Origin of the sequence: Catellatospora vulcania (genome assembly GCF_009720385.1) — a bacterium.
Classification (GTDB): Bacteria; Actinomycetota; Actinomycetes; order Mycobacteriales; family Micromonosporaceae; genus Catellatospora; species Catellatospora vulcania.
Genome location: NZ_WARX01000001.1, coordinates 216,026 through 238,700 on the forward strand (window position 1 = coordinate 216,026; position 22,675 = coordinate 238,700).

At 71.7% G+C, this 22,675-nt stretch carries 18 protein-coding genes; 10 read left to right on the top strand and 8 right to left on the bottom strand.

What is annotated here, in order from left to right:
- The first annotated feature begins 2 nt into the window (after positions 1–2).
- The gene (gatA, locus tag F6W97_RS20170) at positions 3–1,478 is read left to right on the top strand and encodes an Asp-tRNA(Asn)/Glu-tRNA(Gln) amidotransferase subunit GatA (RefSeq protein ID WP_155372010.1); all 1,476 of its coding nucleotides are present in this window, start codon (positions 3–5) and stop codon (positions 1,476–1,478) included.
- A 120-nt stretch (positions 1,479–1,598) separates the two neighbouring features.
- On the opposite strand, the gene F6W97_RS20175 is transcribed toward gatA, so the two are convergent.
- A complete protein-coding gene (locus F6W97_RS20175) occupies positions 1,599–2,264 on the bottom strand; it encodes an MIP/aquaporin family protein (RefSeq protein WP_196279246.1) in 666 nt (221 codons plus the stop codon).
- 321 nt (positions 2,265–2,585) lie between these two features.
- On the opposite strand from F6W97_RS20175, the gene gatB reads away from it, so the two are divergent.
- The gene (gatB, locus tag F6W97_RS20180; protein ID WP_155372012.1) at positions 2,586–4,082 is read left to right on the top strand and encodes an Asp-tRNA(Asn)/Glu-tRNA(Gln) amidotransferase subunit GatB; all 1,497 of its coding nucleotides are present in this window, start codon (positions 2,586–2,588) and stop codon (positions 4,080–4,082) included.
- A gap of 167 nt (positions 4,083–4,249) precedes the next feature.
- Here gatB and F6W97_RS20185 read toward each other — a convergent pair whose 3' ends face one another.
- Together F6W97_RS20185 and F6W97_RS20190 are read right to left on the bottom strand one after the other, a co-directional pair.
- On the bottom strand, positions 4,250–5,833 hold the full coding sequence (locus tag F6W97_RS20185; protein WP_155372013.1) for a metallophosphoesterase family protein: 1,584 nt from the start codon (positions 5,831–5,833) through the stop codon (positions 4,250–4,252).
- 21 nt (positions 5,834–5,854) lie between these two features.
- Positions 5,855–6,982 (bottom strand): PQQ-dependent sugar dehydrogenase, encoded by a 1,128-nt coding sequence (locus tag F6W97_RS20190; RefSeq protein ID WP_155372014.1) that lies wholly within the window; start codon positions 6,980–6,982, stop codon positions 5,855–5,857.
- A 103-nt stretch (positions 6,983–7,085) separates the two neighbouring features.
- On the opposite strand from F6W97_RS20190, the gene F6W97_RS20195 reads away from it, so the two are divergent.
- From F6W97_RS20195 to F6W97_RS20205, 3 genes are all read left to right on the top strand, one after another.
- Entirely contained in the window at positions 7,086–7,592 is a 507-nt protein-coding gene (locus F6W97_RS20195) for a SigE family RNA polymerase sigma factor (RefSeq protein ID WP_155372015.1), read from the top strand.
- Positions 7,589–9,013: a hypothetical protein gene (locus tag F6W97_RS20200; RefSeq protein ID WP_155372016.1), complete on the top strand. Its 1,425-nt coding sequence runs from the start codon at positions 7,589–7,591 to the stop codon at positions 9,011–9,013. Before F6W97_RS20195 ends, F6W97_RS20200 begins: the two co-directional genes overlap by 4 nt.
- An 82-nt stretch (positions 9,014–9,095) precedes the next feature.
- Complete coding sequence (locus tag F6W97_RS20205; protein ID WP_155372017.1) at positions 9,096–10,019, top strand: 2-hydroxyacid dehydrogenase; 924 nt, start codon at positions 9,096–9,098, stop codon at positions 10,017–10,019.
- Between the two features lie 9 nt (positions 10,020–10,028).
- Here the strand turns inward: F6W97_RS20205 and F6W97_RS20210 are convergent, their stop codons facing one another.
- Positions 10,029–10,385 carry a PH domain-containing protein gene (locus F6W97_RS20210; protein WP_155372018.1) on the bottom strand — a complete coding sequence of 119 codons (357 nt, stop codon included), beginning with the start codon at positions 10,383–10,385 and terminating at the stop codon, positions 10,029–10,031.
- Between the two features lie 123 nt (positions 10,386–10,508).
- Here F6W97_RS20210 and F6W97_RS20215 point away from each other — a divergent pair, with 123 nt between their 5' ends.
- A complete protein-coding gene (locus F6W97_RS20215; RefSeq protein ID WP_155372019.1) occupies positions 10,509–11,594 on the top strand; it encodes a WD40/YVTN/BNR-like repeat-containing protein in 1,086 nt (361 codons plus the stop codon).
- Positions 11,594–12,280, top strand: coding sequence for a MoaD/ThiS family protein (locus tag F6W97_RS20220; RefSeq protein WP_230686835.1), 687 nt, complete (start codon positions 11,594–11,596; stop codon positions 12,278–12,280). Before F6W97_RS20215 ends, F6W97_RS20220 begins: the two co-directional genes overlap by 1 nt.
- A 129-nt stretch (positions 12,281–12,409) precedes the next feature.
- Here the strand turns inward: F6W97_RS20220 and F6W97_RS20225 are convergent, their stop codons facing one another.
- The 4 genes from F6W97_RS20225 to ilvD form a co-directional block, all read right to left on the bottom strand.
- On the bottom strand, positions 12,410–12,961 hold the full coding sequence (locus tag F6W97_RS20225; protein WP_155372020.1) for a hypothetical protein: 552 nt from the start codon (positions 12,959–12,961) through the stop codon (positions 12,410–12,412).
- Positions 12,962–12,977: 16 nt separating this feature from the next.
- Entirely contained in the window at positions 12,978–13,994 is a 1,017-nt protein-coding gene (locus F6W97_RS20230) for a LacI family DNA-binding transcriptional regulator (RefSeq protein ID WP_155372021.1), read from the bottom strand.
- A gap of 81 nt (positions 13,995–14,075) precedes the next feature.
- Positions 14,076–15,341: a serine hydroxymethyltransferase gene (locus F6W97_RS20235; RefSeq protein ID WP_155372022.1), complete on the bottom strand. Its 1,266-nt coding sequence runs from the start codon at positions 15,339–15,341 to the stop codon at positions 14,076–14,078.
- Positions 15,342–15,663: 322 nt separating this feature from the next.
- Positions 15,664–17,508: a dihydroxy-acid dehydratase gene (gene ilvD, locus F6W97_RS20240; RefSeq protein WP_155372023.1), complete on the bottom strand. Its 1,845-nt coding sequence runs from the start codon at positions 17,506–17,508 to the stop codon at positions 15,664–15,666.
- Positions 17,509–17,641: 133 nt separating this feature from the next.
- Here ilvD and F6W97_RS20245 point away from each other — a divergent pair, with 133 nt between their 5' ends.
- The 3 genes from F6W97_RS20245 (at position 17,642) to ilvN (ending at position 22,606) form a co-directional block, all read left to right on the top strand.
- Positions 17,642–20,086, top strand: coding sequence for an EAL domain-containing protein (locus F6W97_RS20245; RefSeq protein WP_155372024.1), 2,445 nt, complete (start codon positions 17,642–17,644; stop codon positions 20,084–20,086).
- 181 nt (positions 20,087–20,267) lie between these two features.
- Positions 20,268–22,088 carry an acetolactate synthase large subunit gene (locus F6W97_RS20250; RefSeq protein WP_155372025.1) on the top strand — a complete coding sequence of 607 codons (1,821 nt, stop codon included), beginning with the start codon at positions 20,268–20,270 and terminating at the stop codon, positions 22,086–22,088.
- Positions 22,088–22,606: an acetolactate synthase small subunit gene (ilvN, locus tag F6W97_RS20255; protein WP_155372026.1), complete on the top strand. Its 519-nt coding sequence runs from the start codon at positions 22,088–22,090 to the stop codon at positions 22,604–22,606. The genes F6W97_RS20250 and ilvN overlap by 1 nt, the downstream gene beginning before the upstream one ends.
- The last annotated feature ends 69 nt before the right edge of the window (positions 22,607–22,675 follow it).

Here is a 22,675-nt window from a genome sequence, read left to right on the forward strand (position 1 = left end):
CGATGAGTGATCTGATCAAGCTGACCGCGGCCGACCTGGCGGGGAAGATCGCCGCCGGGGACGTGTCCGCGGAGGAGGTCACCCGCGCCCACCTGGACCGCATCGCCGAGGTCGACGGCCGGGTGCACGCGTTCCTGCACGTCGACGACTCGGGCGCGGTCGAGGCCGCGCGGGCCGTCGACGCCAAGCGTGCCGCCGGCGAGAAGCTCGGGCCGCTGGCCGGCGTGCCGATCGCGATCAAGGACGTCATCGCGACCAAGGGCATCCCCACCACCGCCGCCTCGAAGATCCTCGAAGGCTGGCGGCCGCCGTACGACGCGACGGTGATGACCCGCATCCGCGACGCGGGCATGGTCATGCTCGGCAAGACCAACATGGACGAGTTCGCGATGGGCTCCTCCACCGAGTACTCGGCCTACGGCCCGACGTACAACCCGTGGGACCTGACCCGCATCCCGGGTGGCTCCGGCGGCGGCTCGGCGGCGGCGGTCGCCGGGTACGAGGCCCCGCTGGCCATCGGCACCGACACCGGCGGTTCGATCCGCCAGCCCGGCGCGGTCACCGGCACCGTCGGCGCGAAGCCGACCTACGGCGGCACCTCCCGCTACGGCCTGATCGCGTTCTCCTCGTCGCTGGACACGCCCGGCCCGGTCGCGCGCACCGTGCTGGACACCGCCCTGCTGCACCAGGTGATCGCCGGGCACGACCCGCGCGACTCCACCTCGATCCCGCTGCCCGTGCCGGACGTCGTCGCCGCCGCCCGCCAGGGCGCCTCCGGTGACCTCACCGGGGTGCGCGTCGGCCTGGTCAAGGAGTTCTCCGGCGAGGGCGCGGAGCCCGGCGTCATGGCCGTCTTCCGCGACACCGTGGAGGCGCTGACCAAGCTGGGCGCCGAGGTCGTCGAGATCTCCTGCCCGCACTTCCAGTACGCGCTGCCGGCCTACTACCTGATCGCGCCGAGCGAGTGCTCGTCGAACCTGGCCCGGTTCGACTCGGTGCGCTTCGGCCTGCGCGTCGGCGACGACGGCCGCAACTCGCTCGAGGACGTCATGTCGCTGACCCGCGAGGCGGGCTTCGGCGACGAGGTCAAGCGCCGCATCATCATCGGCACGTACGCGCTGTCGTCGGGCTACTACGACGCCTACTACGGCCAGGCGCAGAAGGTGCGCACGCTCATCACGCGCGACTTCACGTCCGCGTTCGAGCAGGTCGACGTGCTGGTCTCGCCGACCACCCCGTTCACCGCGTTCGAGCTGGGCGCGCGCACCGCCGACCCGTACCAGATGTACCTGGCGGACCTGTACACGATCCCGACGAACCTCTACGGCGGCCCGGCCATCTCGGTGCCGGCCGGCCTGTCCGAGGGGCTGCCGGTGGGTCTGCAGATCATGGCCCCGACCATGGCCGACGACCGGATGTACCGGATCGCCGCCGCGGTCGAGTCGACGGTGGGCACGTTCGCCCCGCCCGCGCTCTGACGGTCTGACGCGAGGCGGCGTCCCCCTCCCGGCCGGGGAGGGGGACGCCGCTTTCTCATTGCCTGAGGAGTGGGTCCGGGTCAGGGCACGGGCCGCGCCACGGAGCCGGCGGACCGGGCGTCAGGAGGCGGCCCCCTTCAAGCGGGGGTAGAGCAGGCCCGCGAGGACCGCGCCGATGGCGCCGGAGACGGCGAACACCCAGATGTCGGACCAGTCCGACGCGCCGCCCGCCAGGGTCAGCGCGAGTTCGGGCCCGAAGGTGCGGGCGAAGTTGAGCGACGCGCTGGTGACCGCCGCGATGGCAAGCGTGCCACCGGCGTACGCCAGGCCGAGGCTGATGCCCGAACGCTCGCCGTCGCCGACCGCGAACATGACGCAGGCGATGACGAACACGGCCAGCGCCTCGGCGACGATCGCCGCGACCAGGCCCTTGCCGGAGCTCGCCGCCTCGGACAGGCGGTTCGCGCCGAGCCCGGCGGCGACGCCGTTCTCGCCGTAGCACAGCCACATGAGCAGGCCGCCGACGAAACCGCCGACCAGTTGTGCGGCGATGATCAGAGCGCCGCCGACCCAGTCCACGCTGCCGCGGACCGCGGCGGCGAGGGTGAGCCAGGGGTTGAAGTGACCGCCGAAGATCCAGGCGGCGGCGGCCGCGGCGATCATCAGGCCGACCGCGCCGGCGAGCAGCGGACCGCCGCCGACGAGCAGTGCGCCGACACCGAAGAAGACCAGCACTGCGGTGCCGAGCGCCTCGGCGGTGAGGCGGGACAGCGTTGCGGAACCCATCATGCACCTCCCTGTGCATCGATGAGGGAAAGAACGCGACGCGGGGAACCGGCAGGCCGGATAGGGGTGGCCCGGTCGGTGCGTGTCCCGTTCTCAGGGTGCATTCAGGATCGGGGCGGCGGTGATCAGCGCACAGCGACGAATGAATGAATGCAGGCTCACCCGATCGGTTCATGTTGTGACGTACGCCACTCGTTCTGTCATGATCGATGCGTCCGGGGGCGGATAACCCGGTGTGAGCGGGGCCGGGCGGGCTACTAGGCTGGTGGTTGTTTTGTCCGGCGGCGTCTCGCACGCCCACGCCCAGCCTGGAGCGAGCAGATGAGCACCAACGTGCTGCCCACCTACGACGACGTCATCTCGCGGTACGAGCCGGTCATCGGCCTGGAGACGCACGTCGAGCTGGGCACGGTCACCAAGATGTTCTGCGGCTGCCCGACCGACTTCGGCGGCGAGCCGAACACCCAGGTGTGCCCCGTCTGCCTGGGTCTGCCCGGCAGCCTCCCGGTGGCCAACCGCGCCGCGATCGAGGCGACCATCCGCATCGGGCTCGCGCTGAACTGCTCGATCGCCACCTGGTGCCGCTTCGCCCGCAAGAACTACTTCTACCCGGACATGCCGAAGAACTTCCAGATCAGCCAGTACGACGAGCCGCTGTGCACCGACGGCTACCTCGACGTCGAGATCGACGGCGAGACCGTGCGCATCGGCATCGAGCGCGTGCACCTGGAGGAGGACACCGGCAAGACGCTGCACGTCGGCGGCGCCACCGGGCGCATCCACGGCGCGACCGAGTCGCTGGTCGACTACAACCGGGCCGGCATCCCGCTCGTCGAGATCGTCACCAAGCCGGTGCCCGGCCTCGGCGCGCGCGCCCCCGAGATCGCCAAGGCGTACGTCGCCGAGCTGCGCGACATGATCCGCACGCTCGGCGTCTCCGACGTGCGCATGGAGCAGGGCTCGATGCGCTGCGACGTGAACACCTCGCTGAACCTGCCCGGCGCGGAGTGGGGCACCCGCACCGAGACCAAGAACGTCAACTCGCTGCGCAGCGTCGAGCGCGCGGTGCGCTCGGAGATGCTGCGCCAGGCCATGGTCCTCGACGGCGGCGGCGCCATCACCCAGGAGACCCGGCACTTCCACGAGGACACCGGCGACACCACGTCCGGCCGGTCCAAGGAGACCGCGACCGACTACCGCTACTTCCCCGAGCCCGACCTGGTGCCGCTCGCGCCCGAGCCGGCGTGGGTGGCCAAGCTCAAGGCCGCGCTGCCGGAGCTGCCGAGCGCGCACCGGGCCCGGCTGAAGACCGACTGGAACCTGTCCGACCTGGACATGCAGTCCATCCTCAACGCGGGCGCGGTCAGCCTGATCGAGCGCACCGTCGCCGCGGGCGCGTCGCCGGAGGCGGCCCGCAAGTGGTGGCTGGGCGAGCTGTCGCGCCGCGCCAACGCCGAGGGCGTCGAGCTGGAGGCCGTCGGCGCCACCCCGGAGCAGGTCGCGAAGCTGCAGGTGATGGTCGAGTCGGGCAAGCTGACCGACAAGCTGGCCCGCCAGGTGCTGGAGGGCGTGCTGGCCGGCGAGGGCGACCCGGAGCAGATCATGGCCGCCCGTGGGCTGGAGGTCGTCTCCGACACCGGTGCGCTGACCGCCGCCATCGACGAGGCCATCGCCGCCAACCCCGCGGTCGCCGAGAAGATCCGCGGCGGCAACCAGGCCGCCGCCGGTGTCATCATCGGCGCGGTCATGAAGACCACCAAGGGCCAGGCCGACGCCAAGACCGTCCGCGAACTGGTCCTGGCCCGCCTGGCTAGCTGACCGGTCCGCCGGTCACGCGGGACGCCCTGCCTTTTCCATAGACGCTGGCCTATTACATCGAGTTCGATCTTCGAATAATCGATGTAATAGGCCAGCGTCTATTTTTGGCGGGTGGGGTCGCCGCGGGGAGGTCGCCTCAGGCTGAGGGCAGGCTGAGGGTCAGCGGGTCAGCGGGTGCGGGAGGGGGTCGGGCGGGGCGACGTGCCCGGGGCGGCTGACTGGCCCGGTGGGGTGTCGTCGACGACGTGGCGCGACAGGGCGACCTCGGCCAGGCCGGTGCCGCCGACGGTGATGTCGTCGTACGCCATCAGCGCCCGGTTGTCGTCGAAGTAGAGCACCGACATCGTCAGCGGCGTGGGCGTCTCGCCCTCCAGTCCGCGCAGCCCGGCCCCGCCGGTCGAACCCTGCACCATGAGCATGGTCTGGTCGTCGCCCAGCTTGCTGATCTCCCGGTGGTGCCGGTGCCCGGCCAGCACCAGCGGGGTGTACCCGGCCAGCGGCCCCGCGGACATCGGATCGTGCACCAGCGCCAGGTCGACGACCTCGTCCCGCTGCTTGGCTATGGTGTCGGCGAGCTGGTCCCCGACGTCGATGACCCGTTCGACGGTCTGCTTCGAGTCGCCGGAGCCCGCCGGTTCCAGCCCCTTGTCGGGGGTGAAGCGCGGGTCGCCGATCCCGGCGATGCTCAGCCCGGCCACCCGTACCACCTTGTCGTCCAGCACGATCGCGTTCGGCTGGGCGGCGACAGCGGCCTGGGTCACGGCCGAGTCGTGGTTGCCGCGCACGAAGACGTACGGCACCTTCAGCAGCGAGATCGACGCCACGAACGCCTTCTCCGGCTCGCTGCCCCAGTCGGTGATGTCGCCGGTGTCGACGACGACGTCGATGTGGAAGTTGTCCACCACGGTCCGGATCACGCCCCACGCGGCCGGGTTCAGGTGCAGGTCGGAGACGTGCAGCACGCGCAGCGTGTTGTCCTCGGGGGAGTAGACGGGAAGGTTCTGCACCGTGGCGTAGAGGCTGCCCACGTTCTGCACCAGCTTCTGCAGCTGGGCTGCGTACTCGTCGTACCGGTCGGCGATGCGCTGCGCGTTGCCGAGCACCGACGGCGCGTTGGCCAGCAGCCCCTCGTACCGCGGCTCGCGCAGCGCACCCGGGTTGAAGGTGCCGAACGCCGATCCGAACGCCGCCGCCATGATCGTGAGTGCGAGCCCGCCCGCCCAGGCGACCCGGCGCATCCGCCGGTACACCAGCGCGGACAGCAGCATCGCGCCGAGCACCGCGACCGCGGTGGCGCGCAGCACCAGCCGGGTGACCCCGGCGCGCACGTCGTCGACGGCGGTGCGGCTGGCCGCGGTGATGCCCGCCGGGTCGGTGATCAGCGCCTCGGTGCGGGCGCGGTCGAGCGCGTCCAGCCGCACCATCAGCCGGGCGGGGCCGTCGTGGCTGTCGAGCTGCAGTGAACCCAGCGGCGGCAGGATGATCTCGGTGTCGCCGTACCACGACGGGGTGACCGCCATCGTCGACCGGAACGGGCCGACGTCGACGCTGGTGCCGGCGGCCAGGTAGAGGCCGAGCGCGAGCCCGGTCAGCGACACGGCGAGCAGCCCGAGCGCGGAGCCGAACCGACGCCACGGCACCCGGCCGAACGCGTCCCACACCTGCACGGCACGCCCGCGCGGGGGCTCGCCGCCAGACCGGTCTGCCCCGCTGCGGCTCAGCGGCCGTGCCCACCGCGGCAACCGAGTCATCGCCCCATCATGCCCCGGGTGTCACGCGGGAGCGAGCGTGACGGCCAGAATTCGATCATCGGTTTCGGCGGGTTCACCGCGGCCGTCGTGGTTGCTGGTGAGCACCCACACCGAGCCGTCCGGGGCGGTGTGCGCGTCGCGCAGGCGGCCGTACTCGCCGACGAGCGCCGCCGCCGGGGCCGCCCGCAGCGTGCCGTCGGCCTGCACCGGCACCAGCCACAGCCGCTCGCCGCGCAGGCAGGCGGCGACGAAGACGTCCCCGGCCATCGCCGCACCCGAACACGACGCCTCGTCGGTCGGCCACGCCACCACCGGGTCGACGTACTGCCCCTCGCCGGCCGCGCCCTCGACCTCGGGCCAGCCGTAGTTCTTCCCCGGCTCGATCCGGTTGACCTCGTCCCAGGTGTTCTGGCCGAACTCGGTCGCCCACAGGTGGCCGCCGGCGTCCCAGGCGATGCCCTGCACGTTGCGGTGCCCGTACGACCAGACCAGCGTGCCGTACGGGTTGCCGGGGGCAGGCTTGCCGTCGGGCGTCATGCGCAGGATCTTCCCGCCGAGGCTCTTCAGGTCCTGCGAGTTGCCCCGGGTCGCGGCGTCGCCGGTGGTCGCGTACAGGAAGCCGTCCGGCCCGAAGGCCAGCCGCCCGCCGTTGTGGATGCCCGAGATCGGAATGCCGGTGACGATCGGCTCCGGCCGTCCGCCGAGCTTCCAGCGCGCGATCCGGTTGTCGTCGCCCGCGGTGTAGTACAGGAACACCGTCTTGTCCTGCGCGTACTGCGGCGACACCGCGATGCCGAGCAGGCCGCCCTCGCCGCCGGAGTCCGCTTCGCGGATCGTCCCGACCTCGGTGACGGTGAGCTTCCCGCCGGACGAGCCGGGGCCGACCTGCACGATCCGCCGCGAGTCGCGCTCGGTCACCAGCGCGCCGCCGTCGGGCAGGAACGCCACCCCCCACGGCGCGCGCAGCCCGGTGGCCAGGGTCTTCACCTCGGCGGTACGCGGGCTGAAGGTCGCCGCGGCCGACGCCTGCGCGGCCGGCAGCGTCGGGGCCTGCGTGGCGATCGTCTCGGGCTCCTCGCTGCACCCGGCCGTGAAGGCGAACGCGGTCAGCGCCGCGATGATCCCGTTCCGTGCCCGGCGCGACGACATGCGAACGAGCCTATCTCCGTGCGCTGTGCTCAACTACTGCCTCGTTTCTCTCAACCCGCGCCCGCACATCCGCGTCGGGAAGGGCGACGGAAGGAGGAGCCGTATGGCGGACGAGGGGTTCCGCGAGTTCGTGCAGCTTCGCTACGGCGAGCTGCTGCGCACCGCATACCTGCTCACCGGCTCGACCCACGCTGCCGAGGATCTCGTGCAGTCGGCGCTGCTCAAGGCGTACCGGCGCTGGGACCAGGTGGACGAGCCCATGGCGTACCTGCGGCGGGCGCTGGTGAACCAGCGCACCAGCGTGTGGCGCCGGATCGGCTCCCGTGAACTGCTCACCGGCGTGCTGCCGGAACGAGGGCGGGCAGACGGGAGCGCAGCCCACGCCGAACGCGACGAGCTGATGGCGGCGTTGGCGGAGCTGCCGGTGCGCATGCGCGCCGTGCTGGTGCTGCGGTACTGGGAGGACATGTCCGAAGCGGACACCGCGGCGCTGATGGGCTGCTCGGCGGGTTCGGTGAAGTCGCAGGCCAGCCGTGGGCTGGCGAGGTTGCGGGAGGTGCTGCGCCCGGAGCCCCGGCGCGCGGGCGACGTGGCGGAGGTGATCGCGTGAGCGAGCGTGAGCTGATCGAAGGGCTGGCCCGGCTGGCCGGTCCGGTGGTGCCGGGGGAGGACCCGTACGGCCGCCTGATGCGCCGGCACCGGCGCGGCCGTCGGCGGATGCTGGCCGGCGGCATCAGTGCGGTGCTGGCCGCCGCGCTGGCAGGGATCATGCTGGGCCCGCTGGGACCGGCGACGACCGCGCAGCCGGAGGTCGTCGACCCGTCTGCCTCGCCGGTGGGGGTCATGCATCGCAGCGAGCCGATCACGCCGTGGATCCGGCGGCTGATCGAGTCCCCCACCCGGGGCAGCCTCGCGGCCGACCGGGGGTTCGTCGACGAGCTGGCCGCGCGGTTGCGGCAGCGCGACGTCGACGTGGTGCCCGACGGAGCGGTGAAGATCCTCTTCGTGGGGGACGTCGGGACCGCCCGCCTCGTCGTCGCCGCCCGTTACGACGCCGGGCAGCAGGTCGGCATCGCCGTGTTCGACGAACGTGGGGCGAGCCCGGAGCAGCTGGCCAACGCGGGCACCGAGCAGCGCGCCAACGGCTCGATGGTCTCGGTGTACCCGCTGAACCCATACGTCGGCGTCTCTTTCGCCAACACCGCCGTCGCCTGGGGTGCCGGCGTCGATCTTGCGCTGGTCCCGGCCGGCTGCCGGATCGCCGTCGCGACGATAAGCACGCCGCGGACGTGGCGCGACGAACCGACGGGTGACCTTGTCCTGGACGTCCAGCCGACGCAGGTACACCGGGTGACCTGCGACGGCAAGGTGCGCTACCTGGGCAGGGCCGGAGCCGGCGGGCTCAGTGAGCACAACGTGCGACCGCTCACCGAGGAGGAGGTGACCGCGGCCGTGGCCGCGGCCCGTGGCGAGGTCGACCCCGTCAAGGCCGCGGCGCTGCTCCGCAGGCAGGGCAGCACGAGCGGGCTGATCGGGCCGCCCCGGTTGCTGTACATGGGGCGGCTGCCCGACGCGCCCGCGGACGAACCCGCGATCAGCCTGATCGTGGCCCCGGAGGCGGACGGCATCTGGCGAGTCGAGGTGGAAACCCAGCAGGCCGCCTTCGGCTTCCACACCGACGTCGACCTGGGCCGGGCCGGTGCGATGATCGCGATGGAGTCCTGGTGGCTGACCCCGCCGAGCTCGACGCCGAACCCCACGCCGAACCCGACGCTGAGCCAGACGCCGAACCCGACCCGGGTGCTGGTACTGGCGCCGCCCGAAGCGGTGGAGGTGCGGCTGCTGGCGGCGGATGACCGGGTCACCGGCACCTTCGAGCTCGTCGACGGGGTCGGCGCCTTCCCCTACGACGGCAAGAGCAGGTTACGCCTGCAGGCGGTCGATGCCGCCGGTGCGGTCGTGGGCACCGGGAACGCCCCGTTCAGCTCGTACGACGCCTCGCTCGAGCAGGAGTCGATCTACTGGGAGTGACGGCGGGACGTCATGAAGGGCACCTTCCGGAACGCGGCAGGTGCCCTTCACCCACCCCCTCCGCGGCCGCTAGCGTGGGGCCGTGCGCATGTGGATCGCCCATGAGGCCGGACGTGAACTGATGGGCCCGCTGCCGGCGGGTGTCGAGGTGGCGGTGCTGCCCCGCCCCGACGCGCCCCTGCCGGGCGACCCGGCCGAGGTCGAGTTCTGGGTGCCGCCGTTCCTCAGCGGCGGCGACGTGGTCGGCCTCGCCGACCGGATGACCGGGCTCAAGGTCGTGCAGCTGACCACCGCCGGGGCCGATGCCTGGGTCGGACGGCTGCGCGAGGGCGTGACGCTGTGCGACGCGCGCGGTGTGCACGACTCGCACACCGCCGAATGGGTGGTCACGGCGATCCTGTCCTCGCTGCGCCGTTTCGACCACTTCGCGCGGGCGCAGGCGGCGCACCGCTGGTCGTACGCCGAGGTCACGCCCACCGACGAGCTGGGCGGCAAGCGGGTGCTGATCGTCGGCGCGGGCTCCATCGGCGCGGCGGTCGCGGCGCGGCTGGCCCCGTTCGAGGTGGACCTGGCCTATGTCGCGCGTACCGCCCGCGACGGCGTGCACGGCGTCGACGAGCTGCCCCGGCTGCTGCCGCAGGCCGACGTGGTGGTGCTGCTGGTGCCGCTGACCCCGCAGACCCGGGGTCTGGTGGACGCGTCGTTCCTGTCCGCGATGGCCGACGGGGCCATGCTGGTCAACGCCGCCCGGGGGCCGGTCGCCGACACCGCGGCGCTGGCCAAGGAGCTGGCGTCGGGCCGGATCAGCGCGGCCCTGGACGTCACCGACCCCGAGCCGCTGCCCGCCGGGCACCCCCTGTGGGACATGCCCAACGTCCTGATCACGCCACACGTGGCAGGTTCGGTGCGCGGCCTGCTGCCGCGCGCGTACCGCCTGGTGGCCCGGCAGCTACACCGCCACCTCGCTGGCGAACCCCTCGACAACCAGGTCCACGACGGCTACTGACCTGCCTCGTCAGGCGGTGGTGAGGGGTTGTCCGGCGGCGGCGACCAGCTTGGGCAGGTCGGTGGGGCGGACGGCGGTGAGGGTGAGGGCGCTGCCGTCGGTGAGCACGGCGACGACACGCTTGGGGCCGTCCGCGCGCAGCTCGGCGACCTGGGGCCAGAGCACGATCCGGGTGCCGAGCAGGGCCCGTACGCGCAGCCCGCGCTCGTTGGCGTCGGTGCCGGCCCGCCAGGCCCAGACCATGATCGCGGCCGGGACGAGGAGCACCAGCCACCAGAACCCGCCCTGTGCGGCGATGGGGAAGCCGCCGAGCACGGTGATCAGGGCGGCGACGCTGATGGCGGCGGGGAGGCGGAAGCGGGTCACGCCACGATTGTTCCACGTAGTGTGTTGTGTCGGACGTCACGGGCATCCTGGCCGACCGGGCAGGGGCAGCTCAGGGTGCGCGCAGCGGCCGATGCCGTGGAACCTGAGACGAAGAGGTCGACGATGACCGTTCTGCTGCTCATAGGCACAGCGAAAGGGCTGTTCCTGGCCCGCCGGGACCGGGTCGGGGACGCCTGGCAGATGTCGGTGCCGCAATTCCCGATGACCGGGGTGTACGCCGTGGGCGTCGACACCCGCCGCGCCACGCCCCGCCTGCTGGCGGCCGTCGACAGCTCGCACTTCGGCCCGAGCGTGGCCACCAGCGACGACCTGGGCGCCTGCTGGCGCGAGCCGGACCACGCCCCGCTGGCGTTCCCGCGCGAGACCGATACGGCGCTGACCAGGGTGTGGGCGCTGCAGCCGGGCTCGGCCGCCGAGCCGGACGTGGTCTGGGCGGGCACGCAGCCGTCCGCGCTGTTCCGCTCGACCAACGGCGGCCTGACCTACGAGCTGGTCCGCAGCCTGTGGGACCACCCGCACCGCACCGAGTGGGGCGAGGGCTTCGGCGGCCAGGCCATCCACACGATCCTGCCGCACCCGGCCGATCCGCAGCGGGTGCTGGTGGCGATGTCCACCGGCGGCGTGTATCGGACCACCGACGGCGGGCAGACCTGGCACCCGTCCAACAGCGGCATCAAGGTGACCTTCAGCCCCGACGCGTTCCCGGAGTTCGGCCAGTGCGTGCACAAGGTCGCCCGCGACGGCGAGGACCCCGAGCGGCTGTACCTGCAGAACCACCACGGGGTGTACCGCTCCGACGACGACGGCCAGACCTGGTCCTCGATCGCGGACAGCCTGCCCAGCGACTTCGGCTTCGCGATGGTGGCGCACCCGCGCCGCGGCGGCACCGCCTGGAACTTCCCGATCACCGCCGACGCGCTGCGCTTCCCGGTCGAGAACAAGTGCCGGGTCTTCCGCACCAGCGACGCGGGCAAGACCTGGACCCCGCAGTCGTACGGGCTGCCCACCGCCCCGTTCTACCCGTCGGTGCTGCGTGACGCCATGTGCGCCGACGACAACGACCCGGTCGGCGTCTACTTCGGCAGCCGCACCGGCGAGGTGTTCGCCAGCGCCGACGAGGGTGACAGCTGGGCGCTGGTCGCGGCGCACCTGCCCGACGTGCTGTGTGTACGGGCGGTCCGGATCTGATGGTCACGGTGCTGGTGCCGGGGGCGCTGCGGACCGAGGTCGGCGGCGAGTCCAAACTTGAGGTACAGGCGGACGGCACGCTGCGTGCGGTGCTGGACGAGGTCGATCAGCGCTGGCCCCGGCTGGGCCGGCGCATCCGCGACGAGCGGGGCGAGCTGCGCCGCTACGTCAACGTGTACGTGGATGGGGAGGACTGCCGGATGCTGTCGGGTCAGGACACGCCGGTCGCCGGCGGCGGCGAGGTGCAGGTGCTGCCCAGTGTCGCGGGCGGCAGCGTGGAGCAGGACGCGCCCGCGCTCGACGGGGACCGGACCCTCGCCGAGAACTTCGCCCCGTGGGTGCTGGAGCTGGGGTTGACCGTGCAGGAGACGGGTCCGGACTGGGCCACGTTGCGGCTGCCCTGGTCGGACCGGCTGGCCCGGGAGGGCGGGGCGCTGAGCGGGCAGGCGCTGATGGCGGCCGCGGACACCGCGACGGTGATCGCGGTCAGCGCGGCTCGGGGCGGCTTCGTGCCGATGACCACGGTGCAGCTGTCGACGACGTTCCAGCGGCCGGTGCTCGGCAGCGACGTGCTGGTCACGGCCCGGCTGACCAAGCTCGGCCGTACCATGGCCTTCGCCGACATCACGATGACCGCCAAGGGTGTGCTCGTGGCCCACGCAACCACGGTTTACGCCCTGCTCTGAGCGTCGCCCGCGTTCCACACCCGGCTTTTGATCGACGTTGGCCTATCTGATCGAGCCCGATCTTCGAAAACTCGATCAGATAGGCCAACGTTTATATGTGGCACGGGCTGGGCGACAGGGTGGACGGGATCAGGTGAGGTCGGACCAGAAGGGGACCTGTCTGGTGGAGGCGCTGCCGAGGGTGGGGTCGGTGCGGGGCAGATCGAACTCATGGTGCAGGTAGGCGGGCAGGGTGTCGCCGTACACGATGACGTCGGTCTGCATGACCGAGAAGACGGGTAGGTCGGTCTCGGGGAGCGCGGGGGCGTAGCGGTGGCCGTACACGGGGACGAGCTGCGGGACCTGCACGAGCATGCGCCGGGCGACGGCCAGGGCGAAGGCGGTGCGTGACGGCCGGTCGCCCCACGCGGCCAGCCAGAACCCGTTCTCCTGCACGTCGAACAGCACCCCGTCGACGGGAGCCGCGAGCAGTTCGCGCAGGCGGTCCGGGTCGCCGTCGCGCCAGTCCGGCCAGCGCTCGCCGACCGGCAGCCCGGCGGTGAGCAGGGCGCGGTGATCGGGGTTGAAGACGAACCCGAAGCGGCTTGCCAGGCCGGCGAACTCGGCCGCGCTCAGCGGGTCGGCGACCTGGGCCGGCAGCGCCGCCAGCAGCTCGCGGGCGTACGCCGCGGACAGGGTCATGGGCCGAGTCTAGGCCTCAGGCGGCCGGCGGAGCGGTGCTTCCCCGGGGCACGAGCTGCGGTGTCGTGTCCTGGAAGCCGCGGATCTCGGCCCCGTCGAGGATCTTCAGCAGCTGGTCGGCGGCGTGCGCGCCGTAGGCCGCTATGTCGCGGCTGACCGCGGACAGCTGCGGGTGCAGCAGCTGGCACAGCGGCGAGTCGTCCCAGGCCACAATGGACAGCTGGTGCGGCACGGAGATGCCCATCTCGTGCGCGACGCCCAGCCCCGCGACCGCCATGGTGTCGTTGTCGTAGACGATCGCGGTCGGCGACGGCCGCCGGGACAGCAGCGCACGGGTGGCGCGGGCGCCCTCCTCGCCGGTGTAGTCGGTGTAGACGGTGGTCACGTCGGTCAGCCCGACCCGGTCGGCGGAGTCGGCGACGGCCTGCCCGCGCAGCGAGGTGTGCCACAGGTCGGCCAGCCCGGCGACCCGGGCGACCCGCCGGTGCCCCAGCGCGGCCAGGTATTCGACCACCGAGGTGGTCACCGCGACCTCGTCGCTCCACACGCCGGGCAGGGTGCCGAGGCCGTGCGGGCCGCCGATGACGACGCACGGCATGTTCAGCTCTTCGAGCAGCGGGATGCGCGGGTCGTCGCGGCGCAGGTCCACGATGATCACGCCGTCCACCCGGCGCTGCGCCCACCAGCGGCGGTACGTCGCCATCTCGCGCTCGCGGTCCTCGGTGACCTGCATCAGCAGGCTGACGTCGCGGGCCGACAGGGTCGCCTCGATGCCCGAGATGAGCTGCATGAAGAACGACTCGATGCCCAGCGTGCGGGCCGGGCGGTCGACGATCAGGCCGAGCACGCCGGTGCGGCCGTCGGACAGCGCCCGTGCCGCGCTGCTGGGATGCCAGCCGAACTGCTCGGCCACGGCGAGGATGCGGCGGCGGGTCTCCTCGGAGACGCCGGGCCGGCCGTTGAGCGCGTACGACACGGCGCCTTTGGACACCCCCGCCGCGCGGGCGATGTCGGCGATGGTTACGCGCTTCATATGAGCTCCAGCTGCTTTGTCAATGATCGAAGCCCCCTTCGTGCTGAACAGTTCAGCACGAAAGGAGCTCCGATCACAGTGCTAGTCGGTGTACCCCGGCATGGGGAAACCCTGGAGCAGGTCGCGCACCTCGCCGGCGATGCGCTCGACGGCGGCGGTGTCGTCCTTGACGGCGGCGGTGACGGCGTCGTCCATCCATGCCGCTACCTGCGGCATGTGCTGCTCGGTGAGGCCTCGCGTGGTGAGCGCGGCGGTGCCCAGGCGGATGCCGGACGGGCTCCACGGCTTGCGCGGGTCGTAGGGCACCGTGTTGAAGTTCAGCTCGATGCCGGCCGCGTCGAGCACCTTGGCCGCGGGCTTGCCCTCGACACCCTTGCCGGTCAGGTCGATGAGCACCAGGTGGTTGTCGGTGCCCCCGGAGACCAGGTCGAAGCCCCGGTCGTTGAGCGCGGCCGCGAGCGCCTTGGCGTTCGCGACGACCTGGTGGGCGTACGCGGTGAAGGTCGGCTGCGCCGCCTCGTGCAGCGCGACGGCGATACCGGCGGTGGTGTGGTTGTGCGGGCCGCCCTGCAGGCCGGGGAAGACGGCCTTGTCGATGGCGGTGGCATGCTCGGCGCTCGCCATGATCATGGCGCCGCGAGGGCCGCGCAGGGTCTTGTGGGTGGTCGTGGTGATCACGTCGGCGTGGCCGACCGGCGACGGGTGCGCCCCGCCCGCGATCAGGCCCGCGATGTGCGCGATGTCGGCGACCAGGATCGCGCCGGCCTCGCGGGCGATCGCGGCGAAGGCCGGGAAGTCGATGGTGCGCGGGATGGCCGTACCGCCACAGAAGATCATCTTGGGGCGCTCGGCCAGCGCGATGTCGCGGACCAGGTCCATGTCGATGCGGCCGCTGTCCCGCCCTACGGTGTAGTGCACCGGCCGGAACCACTTGCCCGTCGCCGACACCGGCGAGCCGTGCGTGAGGTGCCCGCCCTGCGCCAGTTCCAGCGACAGGAAGGTGTCGCCCGGCTGCATGAAGGCCAGGTAGACGGCAAGGTTGGCGGGGGAGCCGGAGTACGTCTGCACGTTGGCGTGCGCGGTGCCGAACAGCGCCTTGGCCCGCTCGATGGCCAGCGTCTCGATCTGGTCGCAGAACTGCTGGCCCTCGTAGTAGCGCTTGCCCGGGTAACCCTCGGAGTACTTGTTGTTGAGCACCGTCCCGCAGGCTTCCAGCACGGCGGTCGACACGTAGTTCTCCGACGCGATCATCCGCAGCTTGTCGTGCTGGCGTTTCGCCTCGCCCTCGATCAGCGCGGCCAGCGCCGGGTCGGCGGCCGTCAGGTGCGGCAGTTTGGGCTCGTGCATGGCGTCACTCCTATTGCTCGGTGCCACCCGATCCTATGCCGCCCATGATCACCAGCCCCAGGCCCCTTCCCGGGTTGATCATGAACTTATGGCACGGCTCACCGGCGTGTCCCCGGCACAACCTCATGATCACCGGCTCGCGCCGCCCAGGAGGTGATCATGAAGTTGTGGACATGACACGCCGTCGAGCCGTGCCATAAGTTCATGATCAACCCAAGCGAATGGGCCTGGGCACGCTGGTTGACCATGAACTTGGGTTCATGGTCAACCAGCGTGAGGGAGTCCTCCCGCGGGGGCGTGCCTGCGCGGGGGACTGAGGGCTCTACGGGACTCGGCGGTAGGCGCCGTCGCTGGCGCTCGTGGCCATCGAGGCGTACGCCCGGAGGGCTGCGCTGACGGGGCGCTGCCGGTCGGCCGGGGTGTACGGTTTTTCCCGCTTGTCCTGAACGATACGCCTCTCCGCGAGCACCTGCTCGGGGACCTCCAGGACCATCGATCGGGCCGGGATGTCGATGGCGATGGTGTCGCCGTTCTCGACCAGCGCGATCAGGCCGCCGCCGGCCGCCTCGGGCGAGACGTGCCCGATGGACAGGCCGCTGGTGCCGCCGGAGAAACGCCCGTCGGTGATCAGCGCGCAGGCCTTGCCCAGGCCCCGGCCCTTGAGGAACGAGGTCGGGTAGAGCATCTCCTGCATGCCGGGGCCGCCGCGCGGGCCCTCGTACCGGATGACGACCACGTCGCCGGCCACGATCTCGCCGCCGAGGATGGCGGTGACCGCGTCGTCCTGCGACTCGAACACCTTCGCCGGGCCGGTGAAGCGCAGGTTCTCCTCGGAGACGCCCGCGGTCTTCACGACCGCGCCGTCCGGGGCCAGGTTGCCGAAGAGGATGGCCAGGCCGCCGTCGGCGGAGTACGCGTGCGCCAGGTCCCGGATGCAGCCGTTGGCCGCGTCGGTGTCCAGCGTGGACCACACGTTCTCGGTGCTGAACGGCTGCGTGGTGCGCACCCCGCCGGGCGCGGCGTGGAACAGCCGCTCCGCCTCGGGCAGCGTCGCGCCGCTGCGGATGTCCCAATCGGACAGCCAGCCGGCCAGGTCCGGCGAGTGCACCGCGTGCACGCCGGTGTGCAGCAGCCCGGCCCGGTTCAGCTCGCCCAGCAGGGCGGGGATGCCACCGGCCCGGTGCACGTCCTCCATGTGGTACTGCTGGCTGTTCGGTGCGACCTTGGCCAGGCACGGCACCCGCCGCGAGATGGCGTCGATGTCGCCGACGCTGAAGTCCATCTCGGCCTCGCGGGCCGCGGCCAGCAGGTGCAGGATCGTGTTGGTCGAGCCGCCCATGGCGACGTCGAGCGCGACCGCGTTCTCGAACGCCTCGCGGCTGGCGACGGCCCGGGGGAGCACGGAGGCGTCGTCGCCGTCGTAGTAGCGCTTGCACAGGTCCACGATCAGCGTGCCGGCCTGCTCGAACAGCGCCTTGCGGGCGGCGTGGGTGGCCAGCGTGGAGCCGTTGCCCGGCAGGGCCAGGCCGATCGCCTCGGTGAGGCAGTTCATCGAGTTCGCGGTGAACATGCCGGAGCAAGAGCCGCAGGTCGGGCAGGCGGACCGCTCGATCTGGCCGAGCTGCTCGTCGCTGACCGCGTCGTTGGAGGCCGCGATCATCGCGTCGATGAGGTCGAGCTTGGTGTGCACGACGCCCTCGACGGCGACCGTCTTGCCGGCCTCCATCGGGCCGCCGGAGACGAACACGGTGGGGATGTTGAGGCGCAGTGCGGCCAGCAGCATGCCGGGCGTGATCTTGTCGCAATTGGAGATGCAGACCAGCGCGTCGGCGCAGTGCGCGTTCACCATGTACTCGACCGCGTCGGCGATCAGCTCGCGGCTGGGCAGCGAGTAGAGCATGCCGCCGTGGCCCATGGCGATGCCGTCGTCTACGGCGATGGTGTTGAACTCGCGGCCGACACCGCCGGCCTCGGCGATCGCGTCGGAGACCAGACCCCCGAGATCCTTGAGGTGTACGTGCCCCGGCACGAACTGGGTGTAGCTGTTGGCGACGGCGATGATCGGCTTGCCGAAGTCGCTGTCGGTCATACCGGTGGCACGCCACAGCGCGCGGGCGCCGGCCATGGTGCGACCGTGAGTGGAGGTGCGGGAACGCAGCTCGGGCATGTCGTAAGTGTGTCACTCGTCCGAGCACGCGCCCAGCTCAGCATTGTTGTGTCCACACCCCGGGACGGTGGTGATGCGGGAATGTCGCACAACGTGTCTCGCTTTGTGCTCATAGCTGCGGCAGAGTGGTGACGTGGACCTCCCCCCGGGGCTCGCGATAGCCGTACTGGCGAGCGTGTTGACCGCTGTGCCTGTGGTCTGGGCACTGGCGACGAATCGGCTGGTCGACCAGCACGGCCTGGTCGTCCGCGCGAACCGGCTGACCGCCGGTGCGCTGATGGTGTACGCACTCGCCGCCCCGATCGCGTGGCTGCACACGGCCGGCTGGCCGGACGGCTGGGTGGACCGGCTGGGCAGCCGGATGGTGCTGGGCGGCCTGCTCGGCCTGCCCGCGTCGATAGCGGCGCTGCTGCTGGTGGCCGCGCTGCTGGAGATCACCGACCAGGTGGTGGGTGACGGCGCCCGGCTGCGGCTGATGCTCGAATCGCTGATGGTGGCCTCCGGCCTGTTCATCGTGGCCTGGACTTTCGTGCTGGCTCCGGACAAGCCCGGGCACCACCCGGTGCCGGGGGCGTGCGTGCCGGTGCTGGTGGCCTCGGTGCTGTGCAGCGTGGTGCTGGGGTTGAGCGCGGTGCTGGTGGTACGCGCCCAGCTGCGCCGCGGCCCGCTGCTGCGGCACTGCGTCGGCGCGGGGCTGCTGTCGCTGGGCATGACCGGCATCGCTGGCGGTGCGTGCTACGGCGTGACACTCGTGGTGCTGGCGGGAGCGCTGGCCGTCCCCATCGGCGCGGGGCTGTGGTTCGTCGGGCCGCCCCCGCCGCCGCGGGCCAGTGACGCCGAGTCGGTCTCGCCCAGCTCCGGCCTGGCCACGGGCCTCGCCCCGGTGCTGACGATCTCGATCGTGGCGGTGCTCGGGTACAGCCGCAACATGGGCATCGAGCTGGTGACCGCCCTGGTCGGCATCTTCAACGGCTTCTTCATGGTCGGCCGGCAGTACCTGGCCGTGGTGGACGTGCGCAAGGCCAACAACCGGCTGGCCGACAGCGAGTCGCATTTCCGGGAGCTGGCGCACACCGACCCGCTCACCGGCCTGGCCAACCGCCGCGGGCTGCTGCGCACCATGTATCTCGACGCCGCGGGCGGCCCGCCGTGCGTGCTGCTCACCCTGGACCTGGACGGCTTCAAGAACGTCAACGACATGCGCGGCCACGACGCGGGCGACGCGGTGCTGATCGAGGTCGGCCAGCGGCTGCGGCTCAACCTGCGTCCCGGCGACCTCGCGGCCCGGCTGGGCGGCGACGAGTTCGCGGTGCTGATGTGGAGCAAGCCGGGCGAGGCGGCGAAGGTCGCCCAGCGCCTGCTGGCCGTGCTGTCCCGGCCGTACCAGCACGGGGCTGCGGACATCTTCCTGTCGGCCAGCATCGGCCTGGCCGGGTGCGGGGCCGCCGACGACATCCCGACCCTGCTGCGCAACGCAGACCTGGCGCTGCGGGCCGCCAAGCAGCGCGGCAAGAACCGGGTCGAGCTCTACGACGAGGTGTACGACAAGCAGCTGCGCCGCCGCACCGCGATCGAGCACGAGCTGCGCGGGGCCATCGACCGCCAGGAGCTGTCGCTGGCCTACCAGCCGGTGGTGGCCCTGCCGTCGACCCGCCCGGTCGGCGCGGAGGCGCTGATCCGCTGGAACCACCCGGAGCTGGGCCCGGTCGGCCCGCTGGAGTTCATCCCGATCGCCGAGGAGACCGGCCAGATCCAGGTGCTCGGCGCGTGGGTGCTGGACCAGGCCTGCCGCCAGCTGTCGCGCTGGGTGCAGGAGGGCTACGACGTCTGGGTGTCGGTGAGCATCTCCCCGCGGGAGCTGCACTCCACCAAGTACGTCACCGGCGTCAAGGAGGTGCTGCGCAAGCACCGGGTGCCGCCGTCGCGGCTGGTGCTGGAGGTCACCGAGCACGCCGTGGCCACCGACCTGGACGAGTTCCGGCGCACCCTGGCCGCGCTGCGCGCGCTGGGGCTGCGCATCGCGCTGGACGACTTCGGCGCGGGTTACTCGTCGCTGGGACAGCTGCGCCAGATGCCGGTGGACATCCTCAAGATCGACCGTGACCTGGTCATCGACGCGCCGTCCGACCACGGGCCGGGCGCGCCGATGGTGGACGTCGCGGTGCGTCTCGGGCAGCGCCTCGGCCTGCAGGTGATCGCCGAGGGCATCAGTGAGCCGCATCACCGCCGCCTGGTCGAGGCGACCGGCTGCCCGTACGGGCAGGGCCAGCTGTTCGGCATGGGCGTGCCCGCCGAGCACCTGGAAGCACGGTTGGCGTCCTCCGCCAACGGGGGCCCCAAGGCCCTGCCGGCGGCACCGGCCCGGCCGCTGCCGAGCGTGCCGCCCGCGGGTGGCGCGGCGACCCCGACCAAGATGCTTCCCAGCGCGCAGAGCGCCCCGGGCAACAGCACCTCACCAGCCAAGTCGCTGCCGTTGGGGCAGCCGCTCAACGGGCTCCCGCCGTCTCGCGTCAGCGAGGCGAACAGCAGCTCAGCGGGACGCCACGACACGGCCGTCCCAACATCCGGGAGCAGTTGACTCATCGGCTGAGATGCGTCAAGCTGAGGCCATGTCGACTTCTCGGCCGTCCGCCCGAGTACTTACCTGAGCGCACTCTCCCACTGACGAGAGTGCGCTGGCCCCCGTGCGAACTTTGCACGAGGGCTTTTTTGTTGGCCGGACGACCTGAGACCTTCCAGATGCCAAAGGTGATCGGAAAATGACTAGACCCAGCCCGGAGTCCCTGGCCCAGCGGGCCGCGGCGCAACGATCAGCGCCCCCCGCCGCCACCAGCGCCCAGTCCGCCCCCGTCGCGGCCACCGGAGCGCAGAGCCTCGTCAAGTCCCTGGAGGCGCTCGGGGTAGAGGTGGTCTTCGGCATTCCCGGTGGCGCCATCCTGCCCGCGTACGACCCGCTGTTCGACTCGAAACTGCGCCACATCCTGGTCCGCCACGAGCAGGGCGGCGGCCACGCCGCGACCGGGTATGCCCAGGCCACCGGCAAGGTCGGGGTGTGCATGGCGACCTCGGGGCCGGGGGCGACGAACCTGGTCACCCCGATCGCGGACGCCTACATGGACTCGGTGCCGCTGGTGGCGATCACCGGTCAGGTGGCCCGCCCGTCCATCGGCACCGACGCCTTCCAGGAGGCGGACATCCAGGGCATCACGCTGCCGATCACCAAGCACAACTTCCTGGTGCAGTCGCCCGACGACCTGCCCCGAGTGCTGGCCGAGGCGTTCCACCTGGCCGCGACCGGCCGGCCCGGCCCGGTCCTGGTCGACATCCCCAAGGACGTGCTGCAGGCGCAGACCACGTTCAGCTGGCCGCCGGCGCTGGACCTGCCGGGCTACCGGCCGACCCTGCACCCGCACGGCAAGCAGATCCGGGAGGCGGCCCGCCTGATCATGGCGGCGAAGCGCCCGGTGCTGTACGTCGGCGGCGGCGTGATCAAGGCGCAGGCCACCGACGCGCTGCTGGAGCTGGCCGAGCTGACCGGCATCTCGGTGGTGACCACGCTGATGGCCCGGGGCGCGTTCCCCGACTCGCACGCACAGCACGTCGGCATGCCCGGCATGCACGGCACGGTGTCCGCGGTGTACGCCCTCCAGCGCAGCGACCTGCTGATCACGCTGGGCGCGCGCTTCGACGACCGGGTGACCGGCAAGCTGGACAGCTTCGCCCCGGACGCCCAGGTCATCCACGCCGACATCGACCCGGCCGAGATCGGCAAGAACCGCCACGCGGACGTGCCGATCGTGGGCGACGTCAAGCACGTGCTCGAAGAGCTGATCGCGGCGCTGAAGGCCGAGGCCCACCCGCCTCGCGAGGAGTGGTGGGCGCAGCTGAACGATCTGCGCACGCGCTACCCGCTGGGCTGGGAGGAGCCGGAGGACGGCACCCTCGCCCCGCAGTACGTGATCAAGCGGCTGGGCGAGATCGCCGGTCCGGACGCCGTCTACGTGGCGGGTGTCGGCCAGCACCAGATGTGGGCCAGCCAGTTCATCTCGTACGAGAAGCCGGCCACCTGGCTCAACTCCGGCGGCCTGGGCACCATGGGCTACGCGGTCCCGGCCGCGATGGGCGCCAAGGTGGCCCGGCCCGACGCGGTGGTGTGGGCGATCGACGGCGACGGCTGCTTCCAGATGACCAATCAGGAGCTGGCCACCTGTGCGCTCGAAGGCATCCCGATCAAGGTGGCCGTCATCAACAACGGCAACCTGGGCATGGTCCGGCAGTGGCAGACGCTGTTCTACGACTCGCGCTACTCCAACACCGACCTGGGCACGCACAAGCACCGCATCCCCGACTTCGTGAAACTCGCGGAGGCGCTGGGCTGCATCGGCATGCGCTGCGAGTCGGCCGAGGACGTCGACAAGACGATCGAGGCCGCCATGGCGATCAACGACGCGCCCGTGGTCATCGACTTCGTGGTCGGCAAGGACGCGATGGTGTGGCCGATGGTCGCCGCCGGCACCAGCAACGACGAGATCCAGTTCGCCCGCGGCGTCCGCCCGACCTTCGACGAGGATGACCTCTGATGAGTAAGCACACGCTCTCTGTTTTGGTCGAGAACAAGCCCGGTGTGCTGGCGCGCGTGGCGGGGCTGTTCTCGCGGCGCGGGTTCAACATCGACTCGCTGGCGGTGGGGGAGACCGAGCACCCCGAGGTCTCCCGCATCACGGTCGTCGTCAACGCCGACGAGCAGCCGCTGGAGCAGGTCACCAAGCAGCTCAACAAGCTGGTCAACGTGCTGAAGATCGTGGAGCTGGAGCCGGCCACCGCGGTGCAGCGCGAACTCCTGCTGGTGAAGGTCCGGGCCGACCGCCCGGTGCGCTCGCAGGTGCTGGAGACGGTCGAGCTGTTCCGGGCCAAGGTCGTGGACGTGGCCCCCGACGCGCTCACCATCGAGGCGACCGGCACCGCGGAGAAGCTCGACGCGCTGCTGCGCGACCTGGAGCCGTACGGCATCAAGGAGATGGTGCAGTCGGGCCTGGTCGCCATCGGCCGCGGCTCGCGCAGCATCACCGCCAACCCGGCCCTGCGCCTGGCCGCCTGACCACCCACCCGCCCGGCGGGCCGCCCGGCCCGCACCCCACTCCCGCCGCAACTCTTAAAGAGTCGCGCC